The organism is Acinetobacter sp. A47 (assembly GCF_000805455.1).
Lineage (GTDB): Bacteria > Pseudomonadota > Gammaproteobacteria > Pseudomonadales > Moraxellaceae > Acinetobacter.
On record NZ_JSUS01000071.1, the window covers coordinates 607,414 to 627,160 of the forward strand.

Below are 19,747 nucleotides of genomic sequence, written 5' to 3' on the forward strand. Positions count from 1 at the left end.
TTATGTGTGGTATTGTTGGTGGCGTTGCTGAACGTTGTGTAACCGATATCCTGATTGAAGGACTCAAACGTCTGGAATATCGCGGTTATGACTCTGCAGGTTTGGCATTACTCAATAACCAGAAAATCCTGCGCGAACGTCGCGTAGGTAAAGTGGCAAATCTGGCCGAAGCGGTGGCAGAACAGCATTTGACCGGTAACATCGGGATTGCACATACCCGTTGGGCAACCCATGGTAAACCGACTGAAAACAACGCGCATCCGCACGTGTCAGGTAATGTGGCCGTTGTACATAACGGTATTATCGAAAACTACCAGGAACTGAAAGATCAATTACAAGCTTTGGGCTATGTATTTACCTCCCAGACCGACACTGAAGTTGTTGCGCATCTGGTCAATGATGCACTCAAGCAAACCGACAGTCTGCTTGAAGCTGTACAACAGGTCATTCCCCAGTTGAAGGGTGCCTATGCCCTAGGCATCGTACATACCGCACATCCGGACGAGCTGATTACCGTACGTGAAGGTTCTCCGCTGGTGATTGGTGTCGGGATTGGCGAGAATTTTATCAGTTCGGACCAGCTGGCCTTATTACCTGTGACCAATCGCTTCGTCTATCTGGAAGAAGGTGATATTGCACGCTTAACCCGCAACAGCATTGAAGTTTTTGCAAATGGTGAAGCGGTTGAACGTCCAGTAAAAGAACTGGATGCAACCGTCAGTAACGCTTCCAAAGGCGAATATAAACACTTCATGCTCAAAGAGATTTATGAGCAGCCTGAAGCCATCCAGCAAACCATTTCTCAGGCATTGAATGGCAACAGCTTACGCGACGATTTCCTCGCTCATGCCGATGCTGATTTCAGCAAGATCCAGCAGGTTCAAATTATTGCCTGCGGTACCAGCTACCATGCCGGCATGATTGCCAAATACTGGTTCGAGCAGTTGATTGGCGTACCTTGCCAGGTCGAGATTGCCAGTGAATTCCGCTACCGCACGCCTGTTATCGTTGCCAATACCCTCTATATCTGCATTTCTCAGTCTGGTGAAACGGCAGATACTTTAGCTGCGTTACGTGAAACCCAGAAACGCGCCAAAGCCAACAACATTGACATCAGCACCATGACGATCTGTAACGTTGCGACCTCGTCAATGGTACGTGAAACAGATCATCACTTATTGACACTGGCGGGCCCTGAAATCGGGGTGGCTTCAACCAAGGCTTTCACAACCCAACTGGCTGCCTTGATGTTATTGATCCTGAAAATGGGTCAGGTGAAGCAACGCCTGTCTGATGCACAGCTCAATGAAATCACCACCGCATTATGGCACTGCCCGAAAGTGATTTTAGATACCTTGCAGGGTGATACTGAAATCTTGCGTTTATCTGCTCTTTTTGTTGAGAAGAACCATTGCCTGTTCTTGGGTCGCGGTACACACTTCCCGATTGCACTGGAAGGCGCTTTGAAACTGAAAGAAATTTCATATATCCATGCTGAAGGTTATGCAGCAGGTGAATTGAAGCATGGCCCTCTGGCATTGGTAGATAATGAAATGCCGGTGGTGATCCTGGCTCCTCACGATGAAATGCTTGATAAACTCAAATCCAACATGGAAGAAGTTCAGGCGCGTGGCGGTGAATTATTTGTTTTTGCCGATGAAAACAGTGGTATTCATGGTAAAGAACGCCAGCACGTGGTGCATGTGCCAGCCGTCAATGAATGGTTGGCTCCGATTGTTTACAGCATTCCTGTACAGCTGCTGTCTTACCATGTGGCGGTATTACGCGGAACTGATGTCGACCAGCCACGTAACCTTGCCAAGAGTGTAACGGTAGAATAATCATGTACAGAGAAGAAGGGTTCGCCCTTCTTCTTTGTGTTTAGCCTTGATCAAGCCATACTGAACAAGAATGCCGGGCCGGATCAGGCAATATAACGCGTGCTTTTGTGGTTCAGCAAAATAATCGAATTTAGAATAATTACGCCCATAATTGAAACCAGAATCAGCTTCCAGTCCACGAACAGCAATGATGTCAGCAAGATAGCCATATCAATCCCCAACTGTACCTTGCCTGCCGGAATGGCAAAGCGTTCCTGTAAATATAAGGCCAGCAAGTTAATGCCACCTAGACTGGAACGGTGTCTAAATAAAATCAGGAAGCTCACGCCCATCAGGACATTGGCAAAAATCGCCGCATAAACCGGATTGACATCGGAAAGATGAAAAAATTGCGGAATGATGGCGCTAAAACCAGCCAGCAAGGCCACCGCAATAAAGGTTTTGACCACCAATGCCATCCCCATCTTTTTATAGGCAAAATAATAGAACGGGATATTGATCAGGAAAAATAAAAGTCCAAACTTGAGGTCAGTAATATAGTGCAGCAGTAACGCCAGACCTGCCGTTCCCCCGGTCATGATCCCGGCTTGCTGTAACAAGGTCATGGCAAAAGAAAGGATAAATGTTCCTGTCAGCATCGCCAATACATCTTCCATCTTGGAATGTTGGTCGATGACAGGCACAACTGGACTGGCCAGAGTGACATTTTGCTCGGCATTCATAAGGATTAAACTCAATTACAGAACAGCAGAAGGGAGAGAAGCCTTCAAAACAAAGGCGGGGCATATTTGAGCATTTTTCTCTTAAATACGCAATTTATTCTTATATTTTTGCCATAAATGCAATTTATATTCAGAATCACCGTTGCAGCATACAACCCGGCTTTAACAAGGAAATGCTTTTTTATCTGCCTGCAGGCACAAAACGGCTTTTTACTTAATGGCAATTCCGTTTTCTTTGATTTTTTCCAGCACGATAGAAGTATTCAGGTTGCTGACCCCAAAGCTTTGTGACGAAAGAATACCGATCAGCTTGACCATTTCATCCAGATTTTTTACCGCAACCTTGAGGGCAAAATCATAGCTGCCGGTCAGTTTATGAATGTCTTTCACTGCCGGTTCATTCAGCAGAAATTCGACAAAACGGTCATGCGTAGCATCATGATAATTTTGCAACTTTACTTCAATGATCCCCATGATCGGTGCCGGATCGGCACTCAATGCAATTTGTGCATAATAGCCGGTAATGATTTTTTTCTGCTCAAGGTTCACCCGACGGCGTGAACACTGGGAGGTTGACAATCCTACCAGCTCAGCCAGTTCCTGATTGGCCAAACGGCCGTTCATTTGCAGGTGATGGATAATTTTCTGATCAAAATCATCAAGTTCTACGCTCATAGCACGCTCAACACAGCTTAAAATCACAATTTGACTGATGTTTGTTCATCATCGGGCAAGTTTAACGCCTTTCGCTCTGGCAGCTCAAGCTTATGCCAAGATTGCATCCGAATGAATGCGTTGAACGCCCTGTGCCGACATGCTTTGCCATGCATGTTGCAATGAACCTTGCAGATCTATGGCTTTACAGGCATCTTCAATCACATAGGTGTTAAACCCCAGTGCCACGGCATCCAGCGCGGTCCAGGCCACACAAAAATCTGTAGCAATACCAACGATATAGACGGTATCGACCTGATGCTCTTTCAGATAGCCATTCAGTCCGGTCGGGGTGGTTCGATCCGCTTCCATAAAAGCCGAATAACTATCAATCTCCGGGTGAAAACCTTTCCGGATAATCAGCTGGGCAGCCGGAATGTCCAGGTCTGGATGAAATTCGGCATCTTGCGTGCCCTGTACACAATGCTTGGGCCACAACACTTGTGTGCCATAGGGCAGTTCAATGGTTTCAAAAGCGGCTTTATGTTCATGGTTATCGGCAAAGGAAATATGCTGCTCGGGATGCCAGTCCTGCGTCAGCACTACCCTTTCAAACTGCCGTGCCAACCGGTTAATCAGCGGAATGATCTGGTCGGCTCCTGCAACAGCCAGATTTCCGCCGGGTGTAAAACCATTCTGGACATCGACAACAATCAGTGCGGCATGTTTCGGAAGTGTATGCATATTGTGTTTCATTCTGGATTGATCACTGCTTTTTAACATACGCTGCTCTTTATCGTCTGGCTACTTGAGACTTCACTTTTCTTCACATGAAAAAAATTCAGTCCCAAGTTGAATTAAAGTTTTCGGCTGTTTGACTAAAGCATATTGTTCTTATGCCGCTGATCAGTCATAATTTGCATAATTGTCATTCAATCGAATTCATTCTTGGACGACGAATCAAAATACTGCAACCATCCAATATTTCGTTTCAACTACTTCAATCTCGGATGGGAAAATAGGATAGTTTTTTAAAATGACTCAGCTAGCACAGAATATTCAAGGCTCAATTGTCGCACTCGTCACCCCAATGTTTGAAGATGGTCGCGTAGATTGGAAGAGCCTTGAGAAGCTCGTTGAGTGGCACATCCAACAAGGTACACATAGCATTGTTGCTGTTGGCACAACGGGCGAAGCTTCGACATTAAGCATGGAAGAACACACACAAGTCATCAAAGAAGTGATTCGTGTAGCCAATAAACGCATCCCGATTATTGCGGGTACAGGTGCAAATTCAACCCGTGAAGCAATCGAGCTCACCAAAGCAGCAAAAGAGCTGGGTGCAGATGCTGCTTTGCTGGTTACGCCATATTATAATAAACCGACCCAGGAAGGCTTATATCAGCACTACAAGGCAATTGCTGAAGCCGTTGATATTCCTCAGATCCTATACAATGTCCCAGGCCGTACCGGTGTGGACATGCAAAATGAAACCGTCATTCGTCTTGCTGAAATCCCGAACATTGTCGGCATTAAAGATGCAACTGGTGATGTGCCTCGTGGTCAGGCGCTTATCGAAGGCCTGAACGGTAAAATCGCGGTTTACTCGGGTGATGATGAAACCGCCTGGGAATTGATGTTACTGGGTGCACAAGGTAACATCTCGGTTACAGCCAATGTTGCCCCGAAACAGATGAGCGAAGTTTGCGAAGCTGCTCTGGCAGGCGATCAGGCAAAAGCGCAAAGTCTGAATCAGAAAATTGCAAATCTACACAATATTTTGTTTTGCGAATCAAACCCAATTCCTGTGAAATGGGCATTGCATGAGATGGGATATATCAGTACAGGTTTACGCCTGCCACTCACCGCTCTAGCAGAACAATATCGTGAACCGCTCCGCACAGATTTAAAAACTGCGGGAATTATTTAATACGAGCAATTTATGATGCAATTACGTCTTGGTGTTGTCCTAGTCATTTCAGCTTTAAGTTTGGCTGGTTGTGGTCGTTTTGCCCTCAATAATCATTCTTTAGATTATAAAAAAGCGCAAGCGCTTGAACCACTCAAGTTTCCTGACAATGCGACGGTAAGACCATTTACGCCATTGTATCCGGCACCAACGGTTGATCCGCTTGCAATTGAACATGCACCGACATTTGAAAACAAAGCGGGTACCCGTTATGCCCTGCCTCGCCCTGAGGCCATGCAGGCTGCAGCCAATACAGCAACAACCGCAACGGTCAGCAGCTTAGGCCGCCCACAGCTGGTAATGGATGGCAACAAGAACCCGTTACTCAAGGTGGAAGGACCAACCGCAACCGCTTGGCAATATACCTTTGCAACGCTCAGCAGCCTGAATTACAAGGTGATCTCACAAGCTGATCATGGCTATGAAGCCACGATTAAGGTGGGTGACCAGAATTACCTGTTGAAGCTTTCAGCTGTTGGTTCAAACAATACCATTGCTCTTTTTAAACTTGACACGACCTTTGCAGACCCTGCGGTTGCAACTGAAGTGTTAGCCCAGATTTACCAAAACTGGCCAGCCTAGTCGTTTACTAGGCATTTTTTTTTCAAAAGGTTCCCTCATGTTAAAACAAACCTTGCTCTATACTGGTAAAGCAAAATCTGTATATGAAACAGATAACGCTGATCACCTGATTTTAGTCTTCCGTGATGATGCCTCGGCATTCAATGGCGAAAAAATCGAGCAACTCGATCGTAAGGGCAAGGTCAACAACCGTTTTAACGCCTTCATCATGGATAAACTGGCTGAAGCGGGTATCGAAACGCATTTTGAAAAACTGCTTTCACCAACTGAGGTATTGGTTAAAAAACTTCAGATGATTCCGGTTGAATGTGTCATTCGTAACTATGCTGCCGGCTCTCTTTGCCGTCGTTTGGGCGTTGAAGAAGGTAAGGAACTCACCCCACCAACGTTTGAATTGTTCTTCAAGGATGACGCGCTTGGTGATCCAATGGTGAATGAGTCTCAAGCGATTGCTTTAGGTTGGGCGACTGCTGCACAGCTTGAAAAAATGAAAGAACTGACTTACCAGGTCAATGATGTACTGAAGGCATTATTCGATGCGGGTAATATGATTCTGGTCGATTTCAAACTTGAATTCGGTGTGTTCCACGACCGTATCGTACTGGGTGATGAATTCTCTCCAGACGGCTGCCGTTTATGGGACAAAGACACCAAGAAAAAACTGGATAAAGACCGTTTCCGCCAAGGTTTAGGTGGTGTGGTTGAAGCCTATGAAGAAGTTGCAGCACGTTTAGGCATTAACCTGGACGATATCTAAGCCTAGCTTAGATCGCATCAAAAAACCGAGCTCAATGGCTCGGTTTTTTTATCTTTAATTTTTTGAAGCCTGATAAATCAGCTGACCTTCTTTATAGGTCGCCATCACCTTGATGTTTTTAATCTCGCGGTCTGGAATCGTCAGCGGATTCTGATCCAGAATCACCAGATCTGCCAGTTTACCTGAGGCTAATGTTCCCTTGTGCTGCTCTTCAAAGTATTGGTAGGCAGCCCAGTCCGTCATGGACTTCAGCGCCAGATAAGGGCTGACCCGTTCATTTGCACCCAATACATAATTACTCCGTGTGACCCGGTTTACCGTCGCATCGAGCATCATCATACTGCTGGGTGGTACCACAGGTGCATCATGATGTTCGGTAAAGATCAGATGCTTTTTTAAAGCTGTTGCGGTTGGTGAAATATGTGCAGCCCTGTTTTCACCTAAGGTTTGCTGACGATGCCAGTCTCCCCAATAAAAAGTATGCAACGAGAAAAAGGAAGGAATAATATCCAGGGCCTTCAGCTGATCCAGCTGATCATCACGGATGGTTTGCGAATGGATCAGTACACTGCGTCGATCGGCTTTACCTTGCTTCTCGGTCGCATCTTTTACCGCTGCAATAAACTGGTCAATTGCGGCATCACCATTGGCATGGGCAAGCACCTGCCAGCCTTGCTTAAAGGCTAAATTGATATAGTCCTTCACCTGTTGATCATTACTGATTGCCGCATAGCCTTTGTAGCTTTTATCCTTGCCTTCGGGTGGCACGACATAGGGTTGAGTTAGCCATGCGGTTTTGCCCTGAGGTGAACCGTCCAGACTGATTTTCACCCCACCAATACGGAAATGCTGGTCATAGTGATGACTGCTGCCCTGTTTGAGCATGTAGTCCTTACTGGTGGTAATATCCGGATAAGACACCACATCAATCGGCAGCCGATTCTGTTTGGCTAAGGCATGCCACATCTCGGTCGTGCCCTGATCTGCCCGTCCTTCCTGCACGGTGGTAAAACCATTTTTCACATAGGCATCTATGCCTTTTTGTGCAATCTGCAGCATCACCGCTGGAGGGACATCTTTAAAAATTGAGCCAATGGCGCTAAATAAAGCGGATTCTTCTAACACGCCATTTGGAATATTTGAATGGTCTTCACGGCGAATCACCCCACCCGCTGGATTCGGCGTGTTCTGATCAATCTTCAGCAATTCAAGGGCTTTATGATTCACAGAAGCCAGATGTCCGGATTGATGCAGAATCATCACCGGCTGCCCGGTTGAGACGCGATCGAGATCGGCTGCGGTAGGATGTCTTTTTTCATTGAGTTGTGCGTCATCATAGCCATTGCCCAAAATCCAGCCGCCCATGCTTTTAATCACAGCCGGATTCTGGGCTATCCATTGCTTCAATACATTCACCAGTGAATTGATATCCGAGACCTGTCCATCGGGCTCCGGATACAGATTGGCAACCATCTGGTGGAAACCCACCATATTCACATGGCTATGCGCATCGATAAAGCCGGGCAGCAATATTTTATTTTTTAGATCAATCGATTGAACGGTTTTATCCGCCAAACGTTGGGCCTGCTGTCTGGAACCCACAAAACGGATTTTTCCATCTTTGACTAACAGCGCCTCTGCATATTCAGGTGTATTGCCCGACATGGTCAGAATCGGGCCACCATAAAACAGTTTTTCACTGGAACTGACGGGGATGGAAGACATTGCACAGCCAGATAGCACAATCGAAAAAGAAGTGACCCATGCACATTGACGCAGATGGTTACGGTTCATATTTTTAAACCCATATTTTTATTATGCCTTTTCTGATTAAAGCTGATTCCGGGCCGAATAGAAAGCATTCACTGAGTATTTTTGTAATGTTTGTTCAATTTTTTATGTGCTACCCCACAGAATCTGATTGGGCTCTAAAGACTAAAATAATTTTGCCAGTTTGTTTGAGAGCTTGATTGCGGCATCATCAACATAATGGCTATATAACTGCGCCAGCACGATACTGACCGACAGGGTAAACAGGCTCGCCAGCAAACCTGCATTGACATAGGACAATGCCAGCTGCACATGTAAAAGATTAAAGAATGGAATCCCCAGCGCATACAGGATCGCTAGGTGAATCAGATAAATTGAAAAAGACACTTTGCCCAGAAACACCAGAACATGCCGGTCAAAACACCGGGCCAGCCATTTGCCTTTTAATACCGCATAGACCACCAGAAAACCGCCGAGAAAATTTAAATAATCATAGGTCTGTTCGCCAAGGAATGCCGTAAAAAACTGATAGCTCAAGCTACTATTATGTGCCCCGCAAAAGTACAGTCCTGACAAGAACAACAGGATAGACAGGGCCGTGCCTAACTCTGCCGCATATAGAAATAGCCCCATTCCCAGGATAAAGCTGAGTATGCCAAGCAATACGGTTTGCGAAATCATGGAAGCGGCGGCAATACTGATTAGCAAAAAGAGGCCAGATACAAGGGGCTGTTTGCCATACAGATAACAGGCCAGATAAATCACCAATGAGCCAAGCAATTCAATTTGCATGGTCCACAGGACCCAGTTGTAGCTTGAATCTCCAAACAGAAATGCCCCGATACTGCCCTCATAAAGTGCCGTGGTCAGCTGGGGATGAGGATTGGCCAAAGCCGCTCCCCATTCTGAAACATGCGAGACATCAACAGGCACGAAACAGACCAGATAGGCCACAATACATGAGACAAACGCCGGAATCGCCAATCTGGGATAGCGCTTGACCAGTGATTTTTTCAGTTGTGCTGCGGTATTGTGTTTTTTAAAACTGGATAAGGTCAGCACAAAACCGCTTAAAACAAAAAACACAAACACCGCGCCGGTGCCTGAATAAAAAAAGGCCAGCGGAGAGTGATGCAACTGTGCAAAAACAGGATATCCGGGAACCTTGCTCCAGCCAAAATTATGCATTTGCGGAAAAAAGGTCAACGACAGATGTGACAACACAACGGCGAGACATGCCAAGCCCCGGATACTTTCCGCTGCATTAATTTTGTTTGTGGTCATAGGGGTGCTTTATCATCCTTGATCAGCGGGGATGATGCGATTTTTTCAGTCAGGTGTCCAGTGCCCACTTACAAAAATATCATGACCAGTCATAAGCCCTTGCCTGTCCTGCCCTGTTCCCGGTCTGGTATTTAACGATTTAAATAGCGTCTTAGATAATGCGCCGTATAAGATCCGGTGTGCGCAATAAACTGGCTAAGCGGGCCGGCAAACATCAGTTCGCCCCCCTGTTCCCCAGCCAGTGGCCCGATATCAACAATCCAGTCAGCCTGAGTCATGATATCCAGATTATGCTCAATCACGATAACCGTATTGCCCTGATCAACCAGCCGGTTTAACAACCGGATCAGTTTAACTGTATCAGAGGGATGCAGACCTGAACTGGGTTCGTCCAGTACAAATATATGATCATTTTCATTCAGCTCCCGGGAGAGCTTCAGGCGCTGCCGTTCTCCACCGGAAAAAGTATTCAGGCGCTGGCCAATCGCAATATAGTCCAGCCCCAAATCCATCAGGATATTAAACTGTTGCCTTAATTTAGCGACCTCAAAAAATTCATACGCCTCTGCCACCGTCAGTTTTAGGGCTTCGGCAATATTCTTGTCTTTATACAGATAATCCAGTACCTGCACCGCATAACCGGAACCGTGACATAGCTCGCAGACCAGCTCGACATCGTCCAGAAAAGCCAGCTCGATTTTCTCGATGCCTGAACCTTTACACTGCGGGCAGGCCCCTTCACTGTTAAAACTAAACAGTTTCGGACTCACCTGATTATGTTGTGCATAAAGCTGGCGGATACTGTCCAGCAAATCCAGATAGGTCAGCAGATTTGACCTGTGATTTGCACTGATGGCAGATTGATCAATAATTTTCACTTCCGGATACTGTTGTGGCAACACTTTGCGCATCAGCGTGCTTTTGCCCGAGCCGGCAACACCGGTCACCACGGTCAGGCAATGCTTGGGAATCTCGACAGAGATATTTTTCAGGTTAAAGCATCGCGCATTTTTGATGGAGATTGTTTCCGGGCTACTGCGGGGCACCTGTTTATAGCCATGAGGACGCTGGAAAAACTGTCCGGTTAAACCGGAGGAATTTTTCAGCCCGGCAAAACTGCCCTGATAAATCACTTCGCCCCCGTTTTTTCCGGAACAAGGCCCTATATCGATCACCTGATCTGCAATCCGGATCAGGTCCGGATCATGTTCCACCAACAGTACAGTATTGCCCTTGTCCCTGATTTTTTGGATGATCTGGATGATATTGTCCAGATCTTTGGGATGCAGGCCGATGCTCGGCTCATCGAAAATATAGAGCAGGTCGACCAGACTGTTGCCCAGATGTTTGACCATTTTGATCCGTTGCGACTCGCCCCCGGACAGGGTATTACTGACCCGGTCCAGTGTCAGATAACTGAGTCCAACCAGATTTAAATTATGCAGTTTATTGCGAATTTCATGTAACACCGTCTCCAGCCTGTCATTCCCGATCGATTCGATAAAGTCCAGTAATTGAGTCACCGACAACGCCGTGCAGTCGGAAATATTTTTACCCTGTATTTTACAGCTCAGTGAGGTCTGATTCAGACGTTGCCCGTGACAGAGGCTGCATTTTTCAACGGTAATGATCTTGTCTAAAAGCGTACGGTAACGGTTGCGCTCCTGGGCTTCACCTTTTAAAAAATTACGTTCAAACCGTGGAATCAGGCCTTCATATAAGGCGGTTTTTCTCCAGTTCTTGCGCGGATGGCGCGGTTTATGCTGCGCTGCATTTAACAACAGCTCCCACTCTTCGGCATTATAATCCTTAAGCTTTTTGTCCAGATCAAAATAGCCCGAGTCGGCATAACGGGTCCAGCGCCAGGCATGGGGCTGATAGGTCGGAAAATTGATTGGCCCTTCATTGAGCGATTTTTCCAGATCCAGAATCTGATCAATATCAATGGTCTGTTGCAATCCAATCCCGTCGCATTGCGGACACATGCCATTGGGATGATTAAATGAAAAAACATGTGAATAGCCAACAAAAGGCTCCCCCATGCGTGAAAACAGCAACCTTAAATTGGCATATATATCGGTAATGGTGGCGATGGTTGAGCGGATATTTCCGGTCAGGGGTTTCTGGTTAATGATTACCGGTACATTCAGGTTTTCAATTTTGTCGACATCCGCCACACCAAAGTGCTGCAAACGGTTACGCACAAAACTGTCCTGTGTTTCATTAATTTGCCGTTGCGCTTCGGCGCCAATGGTTTCAAACACCAGTGAAGATTTACCTGAACCTGAAACACCGGTGAACACAACGATTTTATTTTTGGGGATGCTTAATGAAATATTTTTAAGATTGTTTTGCCGCGCGCCGTAAATATTGATTGTTCTGCTGCTCATCTGCCGTCTCGCTGTACCCTTTAAAACCACGATAAGCCAAAAAGAATGACAGAGATGTAGCTGTTTTTATTGATAAATGAAATTGATGTAATGAGCGGATATCGGACTTGTGCGCTATCCGCCATATTACAGGACTGGAAGATGTTATGACTGCTGCTGTTCCTGCTGCCATCGACGCTGCTGCAACCGCTCAGCCTCTACCTCACGCTTGTTTAAGGCCCGCTCATACAGTCTGGTGCCACGTAACTCAGGGGGCAGGTATTCCTGTCGTACAAAATGTTCAGGATAATTATGCGGATACAGATAATCGGCTCCGTAACCCTGCTGTTTCATCAGCTTGGTCGGTGCATTACGCAAATGTAAAGGCACAGGCAGGTTCGCCGTTTTTTCAGCAAGCTCCAAAGCCCGGTTAATTGCCAGATAAGTACTGTTACTTTTCGGACTGGTCGCCAGATAGACCGCACATTGTCCCAAAATAATCCGTGCTTCCGGCATACCCACCGCCTGCACCGACCGGAAACATTCACCCGCCAGTAACAGGGCATTGGGATTGGAGTTACCAATATCTTCCGATGCTGCAATCAGCATACGGCGTGCGATAAACACCGGATCTTCACCACCTTTCAGCATCCGCGCCATCCAGTACAGCGTGGCATCCGGATCGCTGCCGCGGATGGACTTGATAAAGGCCGATACCAGATCGTAATGCTGCTCGCCGGATTTGTCATAGCGGGCAATATTCTGCTGCGCCACCTTGACCACAATCGCATTGGTAACCATGTTTTCCACGTCAGGCTCAAAAGTACTGGCGATCAGGTCAATCAGGTTCAAGGCCTTGCGCGCGTCACCCGCTGCAAACTGGATCAGCGCATCATATTCTTCAATATGAATAAAACGTTCTTTTAAAAACTTATCGGTTTGAAGCGCCTTATTCAGCAAAGTCTGGATTGCATCGGCATCCAGACTGTTCAGGGTGTAGACCTGACAGCGCGATAGCAAGGCACTGTTTACCTCAAAGGACGGATTCTCCGTGGTCGCGCCAATCAAGGTGATTTTGCCTTTCTCAACGGCATTGAGCAGGGCATCTTGCTGCGACTTGTTGAAGCGATGAATCTCGTCGATAAACACCACAGGCGTCAACAGGTCACCACTTTCGGCAATCACTTCCCGTAGCTCTTTCACGCCGGTATTGAGTGCAGACAGGCTCACAAAAGGACGGTCTACCGCTTGCGCCAGTAATAATGCAATTGTGGTTTTCCCTACCCCGGGCGGGCCCCAGAAAATCACCGAAGGCAAATGCCCCTGATCGATCATCTGGCGTAAAGGTGCATTTTCGCCCAGCAAATGATCTTGTCCGATAATTTCTGACAAATCACGAGGACGTAAACGTTCAGGTAAAGGAATATGCGTATCTGACATCATCAATGGCTTTATGCTGTTTTATCCTAGTCTATTGTGTCTGGCACAAATCTACAATTTGAATCTGCACACACTGCGTCATTCTATCGCGCACTGTTGTGCTGAAGCAGCTGCTGGATCACCTGATAGCTGGCCTTAATCCGTTCTTCATTGGGAAAATTGGTATTGGCCAACATCACAATCCCGATCTTTTGCTGAGGAATAAAAGCCACGTAAGCACTAAAACCGTTGGTCGCTCCGGTTTTATTAAAGAATGTTGCTGCCGGCGCAACTTGCGGCTGCCGGATCGGGGTGACTGCATGACTTTCCAGGGCCATTTTGCTGGAATTACCCTGTAACAGGGTTTCCAATTTCGCCGGATAGGCATATTGCTCCCACCCCAGCCCCTGTGTCATCGCGCCGACTTTAAAATAACCCACATGGGTATTTTCAATGGCTTTACGCAGGGGTTGCGGCAACTGTTGCGGGTTGATTTGTGCATCCACAAATTTCAGCATGTCTGCGCTGCTACTTTTCACGCCATAAGCTTCGGCATCAAACATGCCCGGAGAAACACGCATGGCCTGATCGGCTTTATATCCCCAGGCATAGTCCGGCATCTGTTGCTCAGGTACCTGAATGAAACTCTGCTTCAGGCCTAACTGCGGAAAAAGTGTTTGCTCCAGCAATTCGGTATAGGGCTTTTTCATTGCCAAGGCCGTGACATGGCCCATCAAGCCGATACTCGGGTTGGAATATTGACGGGCCGCACCGATTGCGGTCTTCGGCTGCCATGTCTGAAAATACTTGAGCATATCCTGCTGCTGAACCACATTATCAGGGAACTGCAACGGAAAACCGCCTGCCGTGTAGGTGCCCAGATTCAATAGGCTGGCACGGTTCACTGCACTATTTTTCAGTTCCGGAAAATATTGGGCAGGATGATCAGCCAAGGAAAGCTGGCCTTGTGCCTGTGCATAGCCTGCCAAGGTTGCATTGAAGGTTTTGCTGACCGAGCCAAGTTCAAATAAGGTATTGTTGCGAACCGGCTGCTGGCTCTGTTTCGAGGCCACCCCATAATTAACAAAATAATGCTGTCCATTCAGGGTGATGCCAACCGCCATTCCCGGAACGTTGTAGCGTTGCAATAGCGGTTTAAATTGCTGGTCAACCATCTCCTTGACCTGCTGTTCGCTCAATGGTTGTGCCCAAAGCGGCATACTGCAAGAGATCAGTCCTGCCAGCATCAGTAATTGTTTAACAGGTCCAGAAAAAGATTGTGTATTTTGCATGAATCATTTCACTTCAAGTTAGTTTTAAGGGGCACTGAGTTTTAATAATCGGGCTTGCGAACCATCCTCCATGACCCAGATCGTCCCGTCCTGCGCCTGGTGTAGTCCCCGAACCCGCTGCTGCATATCCAGTCGCTGAATCTCGGTTACAGGTTGTGCTTTCAAGTCTACCACCACAATCGCTTTGGAAGACAAGCCCCCAATCAGGGCCTTATGTTGCCATAAAGGGAGCTGCTGTCCCGAATAAATGATCAGGCTGGACGGAGAAATCACCGGTGTCCAGTCAATTGCCGGGGCTTTAAATTCGGGACGGGTACTGTGGTCAGGAATTGGCAAACCTGAATAATGGTCACCATTAGACACTATCGGATATCCATAGTTGGCCCCTTTCAGGATCAGGTTCAGCTCATCGCCGCCTTTAGGTCCCATTTCGACCACCCAGAGTTGTCCTTTCTCATCAAAAGCCATGCCGAGTGGATTACGGTGGCCCAGAGACCAGATTTCGGCAGACACACCGTCTTGCTGTTGAAATGGATTCCCCTCTGCAGGGCGACCATCATCATTCAGGCGCAAAATTTTGCCCAGATTGGTGTTGAGATCCTGAGCCGGGTCAAACTTTTGTCGCTCCCCTGAGCTGACCCACAACTTTCCATCGGTCCCAAACAGCATCCGGTGTGCATAATGCCCTTGCCCCGAGACCTTCGGCACTTGCTGCCAGATGGTTTTTACCCCGGTCAGTTTAGGTTGCTGCGGACTGGATAAATCCAGTTTGGCACGCGCAATCACCGCGCCGTATCCACCTTGTCCCTTGCTGGCATAACTCAAATAGAGCCAGTGATTGTTCTGGAAATCGGGATGCAATACCACATCGCCAAGGCCACCCTGCCCGCCATAACTCACCGCAGGAACGCCTGAAACATTCAGGCTGGTTCGGGTTGCAGGATCAAATAATTTTAATTGTCCTTTACGTTCTGTAATCAGTAAACGCTGGTCTGGCAAGCTGGTCATTGCCCAAGGCTGATCAAATGTCGCTACGCTCTGGAGGCGATAGTCCTGTCTGACCGTACTGCTGGAAGCGTGTTGTCCTGCATTTTGTTCAGGTGCTTTAGAATTGGCAGGGTTCGGGTTGCAGGCCAACAAAAATAAAAAGCTGCTACACATCAAGGGTGTTACGAGTAATTTATTCATTGTCTATCTCCCTGTTTATAAGACTTATCTTACGGAGATACACCGATCAGAATACGGTAAAAATGTTGTTTTATGCAAAGCCGGGATTAAATACCAGCATAATGCTGGCCTTAGCGGACCCAACGCACAATATAGTCTTCGATCTGCTCTTCATCGATCTCGCTTTCTGAAATACAGCGTCCGGCAGCAGATTTTTTGGCCCGGATCACACTCTGGCGCGAACCGGTATTTAGGTAATGCCATGAGGGCAAGTTCTTGCCTTCACTCAAGCGCCGGTAAGCACAGCTCGGCGGTAACCATGAAATTGTGCCAAGCCGCTCGGGGGTCAGCTGGATACAATCGGGAACCTGTTGCTGGCGGTGCGCGTAATCAGAACAGCGCGCCGTTTTACAGTCCAGTAATTTGCAGGCCACTTTGGTATATGCTACTTCGGCGGTCTCTTCGTCTTCAAGTTTGATTAGGCAGCACAAACCGCAACCGTCACACAAAGCCTCCCACTCAGCCGTATTGAGCTGATCGAGCGAATAGTGTTTCCAGAAGTTGGGGCGCAGTTCGATGGACATACCAGTGGTTTCAAGTTCAGGCGGGTTTGTATTATAACATTGCTGCCCGGTCTCTTTACGGTAATCTGGTTTTTGATTTAACACTTTGTTAAGTATTAAACATTTGAACCACAGAAACGCCACACTCCGCTTAAAAAACGCACGTTATAGTGAAAGCATAACGAAAAATTAGGAGGACACGACATGTTCCGTTGGGCCATTATTTTTGCTGTAATCGCACTCATTGCCAGTTTATTAGGTTTTGGTGGGGTTGCGGGTTTATCCAAAGATTTCGCGGTCATCTTGCTGGTTGTCGCGGTGATTCTGGCAATCGTTGGTTTTATCTCCAGAGGTAAAGTCTAAGGATTGAACCCGACTCAAGAAAAAAAAGAAGAATCCTGTATTCTTCTTTTTTTATGTCGGAACCAACGCCAGACAGCCGCTTTTCATGTTTGACAATATCTTCATTTTTGCTTTTTTATGCTTTAATCAAGGCAGGCTAAAAATACAGATCAGGATTAGAGAATGAGCTTTACAATCAACACGCGTGAAATTGAATACACTGCTCCGGATGGCCAGCGCTTGATTGGTTATTTTGCAGCGCCGGTCACCGACCAACCTGTTGCCGGAGTGATTGTGGCACCAGAATGGTGGGGCCGTAATGACTATACCGAACAACGCGCACGTGAGCTGGCAGCGCATGGTTTTGCTGCACTGGCCATTGATATGTATGGCGACAAGAGAGTCACAACGGCTGTACCACAGGCCTCAGCGTGGATGAACCAGACCTTTGAACAGCCAGACACGATTGTAGACCGTGCTCAGGCAGGCCTGCAGACTGTAGCAGCCCAACCTGAGGTCAATGCGGAAAAGCTGGCTGCGATCGGTTTCTGTTATGGCGGAAAAGTCGTGCTGGATCTGGCGCGCTCTGGTGCAGCGATTGAAGCCGTGGCCACCTTTCATGCCGTGTTGAGTCCAAAAGCCCCTGCTGAAAAAGGTCAGGTCAAGGCTGAGATTCTGGTTCTGCATGGTGAACTGGACAGTATGGTAACGCTGGATGACGTAGCCAGCTTCCGTCAGGAAATGCATGATGCCGGAGTCGACCATGAGGTGATTATTTTTGAAGATGCCAAGCATGGCTTTAGTAACCCGCTGGCCGATGAACGTGCCAAAGCCAACAATGTTGACCTGGGCTATAACGCAGAAGCAGAGCGCCAGGGGCTGGAAGCGATGTATGAGCTGTTGGACAAGCATCTGAAATAATCAGAAACCATCCGCTTTTATCTGCTATGAAGTAACTTGAGTAAACACTTACCAGTGTAAAGGCGGCATTGATGCCGCCTAACCAAAAACAATAATGACTGAAATTTAATACAAGTTTGAAATGCTTTACTGTCTCTACACGGTTTATGTTTCAACAGAATTTTAACGCCGCAAAAAAGTCCCATTTCCGCTATACTACAGTCCTGCTTTTTACTGACCTGATTCATGCCTGATTTCTCATTTTCTGATGCACTGCTTCACTGGTACGACCAACACGGGCGCCACGACTTACCTTGGCAGGTCGCCGATGATCCTTATAAGGTCTGGGTCTCGGAAATCATGCTGCAACAGACTCAGGTCAAAACGGTCCTGCAATATTTCGACCGTTTTATCGAGCGCTTTCCAACCGTGGAAAGTCTGGGACAAGCCAGCTGGGATGACGTCGCCCCCTACTGGGCTGGCCTCGGTTACTACGCCCGGGCACGCAACCTGCATAAAGCGGCGGGAATCGTCAGCCAGCAAGGCAAATTTCCCGAAACGCTGGAACAATGGATAGAACTTCCGGGCATTGGCCGCTCAACCGCCGGAGCACTGATGTCACTCGGCCTGCGCCAGTACGGCGTGATTATGGATGGCAATGTCAAACGTGTTCTGGCGCGTTTTTTTGCCATTGAAGATGATCTCTCCAAGCCTCAACATGAACGGGCCCTGTGGCAGATTGCCGAACAACTTTGTCCCAAAGAGCGCAACCATGATTACACACAGGCAATCATGGATCTGGGGGCGACGGTGTGTACCCCGAAAAAACCGCTATGTCTCTATTGCCCGATGCAACAGCATTGTCAGGCATACCAGCAAGGTCTGGAACAGGAACTCCCTTTTAAGAAAGCCAAGAAACCGGTGCCGGTCAAAACGGCCAGCATCCTGCTGATCCAGTCGGGAGATGAATGGCTATGGCAGCAGCGTGAGGCACACGGGTTGTGGGGAGGCTTGTATTGTCTGCCCATCATTGAACAGGCAACCGAATTACAACAGATTGAACAGCACTTTAACCTGCAAGCTCAAGTATCATCCTTGCAGATTAGCCATAGCTTTACCCACTTCACCTGGTTACTGAATGAGCGGCTGTTCCACGTGGAACACGACCAGAAAGAACAGCTCGGTATCGAGCTCAATGGCGTATGGCTAAGTCCTGAAACAGCAATTGCCAAGGGAATACCTACGGCGATGAAAAAACTGATTACAGCAAAGCAAAAAGCTTAAATCTCCTCGATGCTGTATCTCAAAAGATAAGGAGTTTTTGTGCGCCATCCGATTTCTTATACGCTGCTGGGTGTATTCATTCTTTTAATTTCAGCATGTGCCACAGCGCCCAAAAAACCGACACCGTTGCCTCCGGCACAGGTCAATAAACTGAAAAACATGCGTCTGGACAGCCGCTTGCCTGTTCCGGTCAAGGGTGTCAGCCGCAATGAGCTAAAAGATACCTGGGGCGCTGCCCGCAGTCAGGGACGTAGCCATGAAGGCATAGATATCATGGCAGAGCGTGGCACCAGGGTGTATAGTGCAACCGAAGGCTTAGTTGCTGATTTGCGTAATAATAATTTAGGCGGCAAGGTCATCTGGATTATTGGCCCGGCAGGTTCATGGCATTATTATGCCCACCTTGACGGCCATAAACGCGGGCTCAATGTTGGAGATTATGTCCGTAAAGGCGACCTGATCGGCTATGTGGGCAACACCGGTAATGCACGTTACACCGCGCCACATTTACATTATGGAATTTATTTAAATGGCAAAGGGCGTGGAGCAGTCAATCCATACCCGTATTTACGTTAGGAAGCTACAATGTCTGAAGCATTGATTGAACGTCTGGTTGAGTTTGCAGAGTCAGGTAACCAGCAAAAAATCATTCTGGATGGTACCAGCTACCAAGGCTGGATCATGGAAATTAGTGAAGATGCCTTACTCATCAGTACAGGCTTTGCCGATAAATCGGGAAAAGACTTCTGGCTTAAATTTGCTGATTTAAACCGTGCAGAACTGTATTATTGGGATACACGCCCAAATGAGTGGGTGGCATTCAAACTTTAAT

The 19,747-nt window shown here is 47.4% G+C and carries 19 protein-coding genes; 9 read left to right on the forward strand and 10 right to left on the reverse strand.

Annotation, left to right across the window (positions count from 1 at the left end; genetic code table 11):
• Positions 1-2 precede the first annotated feature (2 nt).
• Positions 3-1,841 (forward strand): glutamine--fructose-6-phosphate transaminase (isomerizing), encoded by a 1,839-nt coding sequence (glmS, locus tag OC23_RS18285; protein ID WP_038346389.1) that lies wholly within the window; start codon positions 3-5, stop codon positions 1,839-1,841.
• An 83-nt stretch (positions 1,842-1,924) separates the two neighbouring features.
• Here the strand turns inward: glmS and OC23_RS18290 are convergent, their stop codons facing one another.
• The 3 genes from OC23_RS18290 to pncA all read right to left on the reverse strand — a co-directional run bounded on the left by OC23_RS18290 (position 1,925) and on the right by pncA (position 3,961).
• Positions 1,925-2,563, reverse strand: a complete 639-nt coding sequence (locus tag OC23_RS18290) for a YitT family protein (RefSeq protein ID WP_038346390.1) — start codon at positions 2,561-2,563, stop codon at positions 1,925-1,927.
• Between the two features lie 210 nt (positions 2,564-2,773).
• Positions 2,774-3,238, reverse strand: a complete 465-nt coding sequence (locus OC23_RS18295) for an Lrp/AsnC family transcriptional regulator (RefSeq protein WP_038346391.1) — start codon at positions 3,236-3,238, stop codon at positions 2,774-2,776.
• 90 nt (positions 3,239-3,328) lie between these two features.
• On the reverse strand, positions 3,329-3,961 hold the full coding sequence (gene pncA / locus OC23_RS18300; RefSeq protein WP_038346392.1) for a bifunctional nicotinamidase/pyrazinamidase: 633 nt from the start codon (positions 3,959-3,961) through the stop codon (positions 3,329-3,331).
• Positions 3,962-4,253: 292 nt separating this feature from the next.
• On the opposite strand from pncA, the gene dapA reads away from it, so the two are divergent.
• Genes dapA through purC form a run of 3 tightly spaced genes read left to right on the forward strand, consistent with a single transcriptional unit; the run spans position 4,254 to position 6,525 of the window.
• On the forward strand, positions 4,254-5,147 hold the full coding sequence (gene dapA, locus OC23_RS18305; protein ID WP_038346393.1) for a 4-hydroxy-tetrahydrodipicolinate synthase: 894 nt from the start codon (positions 4,254-4,256) through the stop codon (positions 5,145-5,147).
• A 15-nt stretch (positions 5,148-5,162) separates the two neighbouring features.
• Positions 5,163-5,768 (forward strand): hypothetical protein, encoded by a 606-nt coding sequence (locus OC23_RS18310; RefSeq protein ID WP_038346394.1) that lies wholly within the window; start codon positions 5,163-5,165, stop codon positions 5,766-5,768.
• Positions 5,769-5,805: 37 nt separating this feature from the next.
• Entirely contained in the window at positions 5,806-6,525 is a 720-nt protein-coding gene (purC, locus tag OC23_RS18315; RefSeq protein WP_038346395.1) for a phosphoribosylaminoimidazolesuccinocarboxamide synthase, read from the forward strand.
• 54 nt (positions 6,526-6,579) lie between these two features.
• Here the strand turns inward: purC and OC23_RS18320 are convergent, their stop codons facing one another.
• From OC23_RS18320 to OC23_RS18350, 7 genes are all read right to left on the reverse strand, one after another.
• A complete protein-coding gene (locus OC23_RS18320; RefSeq protein WP_038346396.1) occupies positions 6,580-8,319 on the reverse strand; it encodes an amidohydrolase in 1,740 nt (579 codons plus the stop codon).
• 141 nt (positions 8,320-8,460) lie between these two features.
• Positions 8,461-9,579, reverse strand: a complete 1,119-nt coding sequence (locus OC23_RS18325; protein ID WP_038346397.1) for an acyltransferase family protein — start codon at positions 9,577-9,579, stop codon at positions 8,461-8,463.
• Positions 9,580-9,710: 131 nt separating this feature from the next.
• Positions 9,711-11,969, reverse strand: coding sequence for an ATP-binding cassette domain-containing protein (locus tag OC23_RS18330; protein WP_038346398.1), 2,259 nt, complete (start codon positions 11,967-11,969; stop codon positions 9,711-9,713).
• Between the two features lie 144 nt (positions 11,970-12,113).
• Entirely contained in the window at positions 12,114-13,388 is a 1,275-nt protein-coding gene (locus tag OC23_RS18335) for a replication-associated recombination protein A (protein WP_152607861.1), read from the reverse strand.
• 83 nt (positions 13,389-13,471) lie between these two features.
• Positions 13,472-14,659, reverse strand: a complete 1,188-nt coding sequence (gene ampC, locus OC23_RS18340) for a class C beta-lactamase (RefSeq protein ID WP_038346400.1) — start codon at positions 14,657-14,659, stop codon at positions 13,472-13,474.
• Positions 14,660-14,683: 24 nt separating this feature from the next.
• Positions 14,684-15,847: a PQQ-dependent sugar dehydrogenase gene (locus OC23_RS18345; RefSeq protein ID WP_038346401.1), complete on the reverse strand. Its 1,164-nt coding sequence runs from the start codon at positions 15,845-15,847 to the stop codon at positions 14,684-14,686.
• A 110-nt stretch (positions 15,848-15,957) separates the two neighbouring features.
• Entirely contained in the window at positions 15,958-16,410 is a 453-nt protein-coding gene (locus tag OC23_RS18350) for a YcgN family cysteine cluster protein (protein WP_038346469.1), read from the reverse strand.
• A 183-nt stretch (positions 16,411-16,593) separates the two neighbouring features.
• Between OC23_RS18350 and OC23_RS18950 the strand changes: the two genes are divergently transcribed.
• From OC23_RS18950 to OC23_RS18375, 5 genes are all read left to right on the forward strand, one after another.
• Positions 16,594-16,752, forward strand: coding sequence for a DUF1328 domain-containing protein (locus tag OC23_RS18950; RefSeq protein ID WP_004776391.1), 159 nt, complete (start codon positions 16,594-16,596; stop codon positions 16,750-16,752).
• 162 nt (positions 16,753-16,914) lie between these two features.
• Positions 16,915-17,652 (forward strand): dienelactone hydrolase family protein, encoded by a 738-nt coding sequence (locus OC23_RS18360; protein WP_038346402.1) that lies wholly within the window; start codon positions 16,915-16,917, stop codon positions 17,650-17,652.
• Positions 17,653-17,877: 225 nt separating this feature from the next.
• A complete protein-coding gene (mutY, locus tag OC23_RS18365; protein ID WP_038346403.1) occupies positions 17,878-18,915 on the forward strand; it encodes an A/G-specific adenine glycosylase in 1,038 nt (345 codons plus the stop codon).
• 39 nt (positions 18,916-18,954) lie between these two features.
• Entirely contained in the window at positions 18,955-19,491 is a 537-nt protein-coding gene (locus tag OC23_RS18370; protein ID WP_038346404.1) for a M23 family metallopeptidase, read from the forward strand.
• Positions 19,492-19,500: 9 nt separating this feature from the next.
• Entirely contained in the window at positions 19,501-19,746 is a 246-nt protein-coding gene (locus OC23_RS18375) for a hypothetical protein (protein WP_038346405.1), read from the forward strand.
• Position 19,747 lies beyond the last annotated feature (1 nt).

Coding starts and splice junctions, on each gene's coding strand:
- purC (WP_038346395.1), top strand. CDS start 5,806: ATGTTAAAACAAACCTTGCTCTATACTGGTAAAGCAAAATCTGTATAT.
- OC23_RS18350 (WP_038346469.1), bottom strand. CDS start 16,410: ATGTCCATCGAACTGCGCCCCAACTTCTGGAAACACTATTCGCTCGAT.
- dapA (WP_038346393.1), top strand. CDS start 4,254: ATGACTCAGCTAGCACAGAATATTCAAGGCTCAATTGTCGCACTCGTC.
- OC23_RS18360 (WP_038346402.1), top strand. CDS start 16,915: ATGAGCTTTACAATCAACACGCGTGAAATTGAATACACTGCTCCGGAT.
- pncA (WP_038346392.1), bottom strand. CDS start 3,961: ATGCATACACTTCCGAAACATGCCGCACTGATTGTTGTCGATGTCCAG.
- OC23_RS18325 (WP_038346397.1), bottom strand. CDS start 9,579: ATGACCACAAACAAAATTAATGCAGCGGAAAGTATCCGGGGCTTGGCA.
- ampC (WP_038346400.1), bottom strand. CDS start 14,659: ATGCAAAATACACAATCTTTTTCTGGACCTGTTAAACAATTACTGATG.
- OC23_RS18345 (WP_038346401.1), bottom strand. CDS start 15,847: ATGAATAAATTACTCGTAACACCCTTGATGTGTAGCAGCTTTTTATTT.
- OC23_RS18330 (WP_038346398.1), bottom strand. CDS start 11,969: ATGAGCAGCAGAACAATCAATATTTACGGCGCGCGGCAAAACAATCTT.
- OC23_RS18295 (WP_038346391.1), bottom strand. CDS start 3,238: ATGAGCGTAGAACTTGATGATTTTGATCAGAAAATTATCCATCACCTG.
- OC23_RS18320 (WP_038346396.1), bottom strand. CDS start 8,319: ATGAACCGTAACCATCTGCGTCAATGTGCATGGGTCACTTCTTTTTCG.
- OC23_RS18310 (WP_038346394.1), top strand. CDS start 5,163: ATGCAATTACGTCTTGGTGTTGTCCTAGTCATTTCAGCTTTAAGTTTG.
- OC23_RS18375 (WP_038346405.1), top strand. CDS start 19,501: ATGTCTGAAGCATTGATTGAACGTCTGGTTGAGTTTGCAGAGTCAGGT.
- OC23_RS18950 (WP_004776391.1), top strand. CDS start 16,594: ATGTTCCGTTGGGCCATTATTTTTGCTGTAATCGCACTCATTGCCAGT.
- glmS (WP_038346389.1), top strand. CDS start 3: ATGTGTGGTATTGTTGGTGGCGTTGCTGAACGTTGTGTAACCGATATC.
- OC23_RS18290 (WP_038346390.1), bottom strand. CDS start 2,563: ATGAATGCCGAGCAAAATGTCACTCTGGCCAGTCCAGTTGTGCCTGTC.
- mutY (WP_038346403.1), top strand. CDS start 17,878: ATGCCTGATTTCTCATTTTCTGATGCACTGCTTCACTGGTACGACCAA.
- OC23_RS18335 (WP_152607861.1), bottom strand. CDS start 13,388: ATGTCAGATACGCATATTCCTTTACCTGAACGTTTACGTCCTCGTGAT.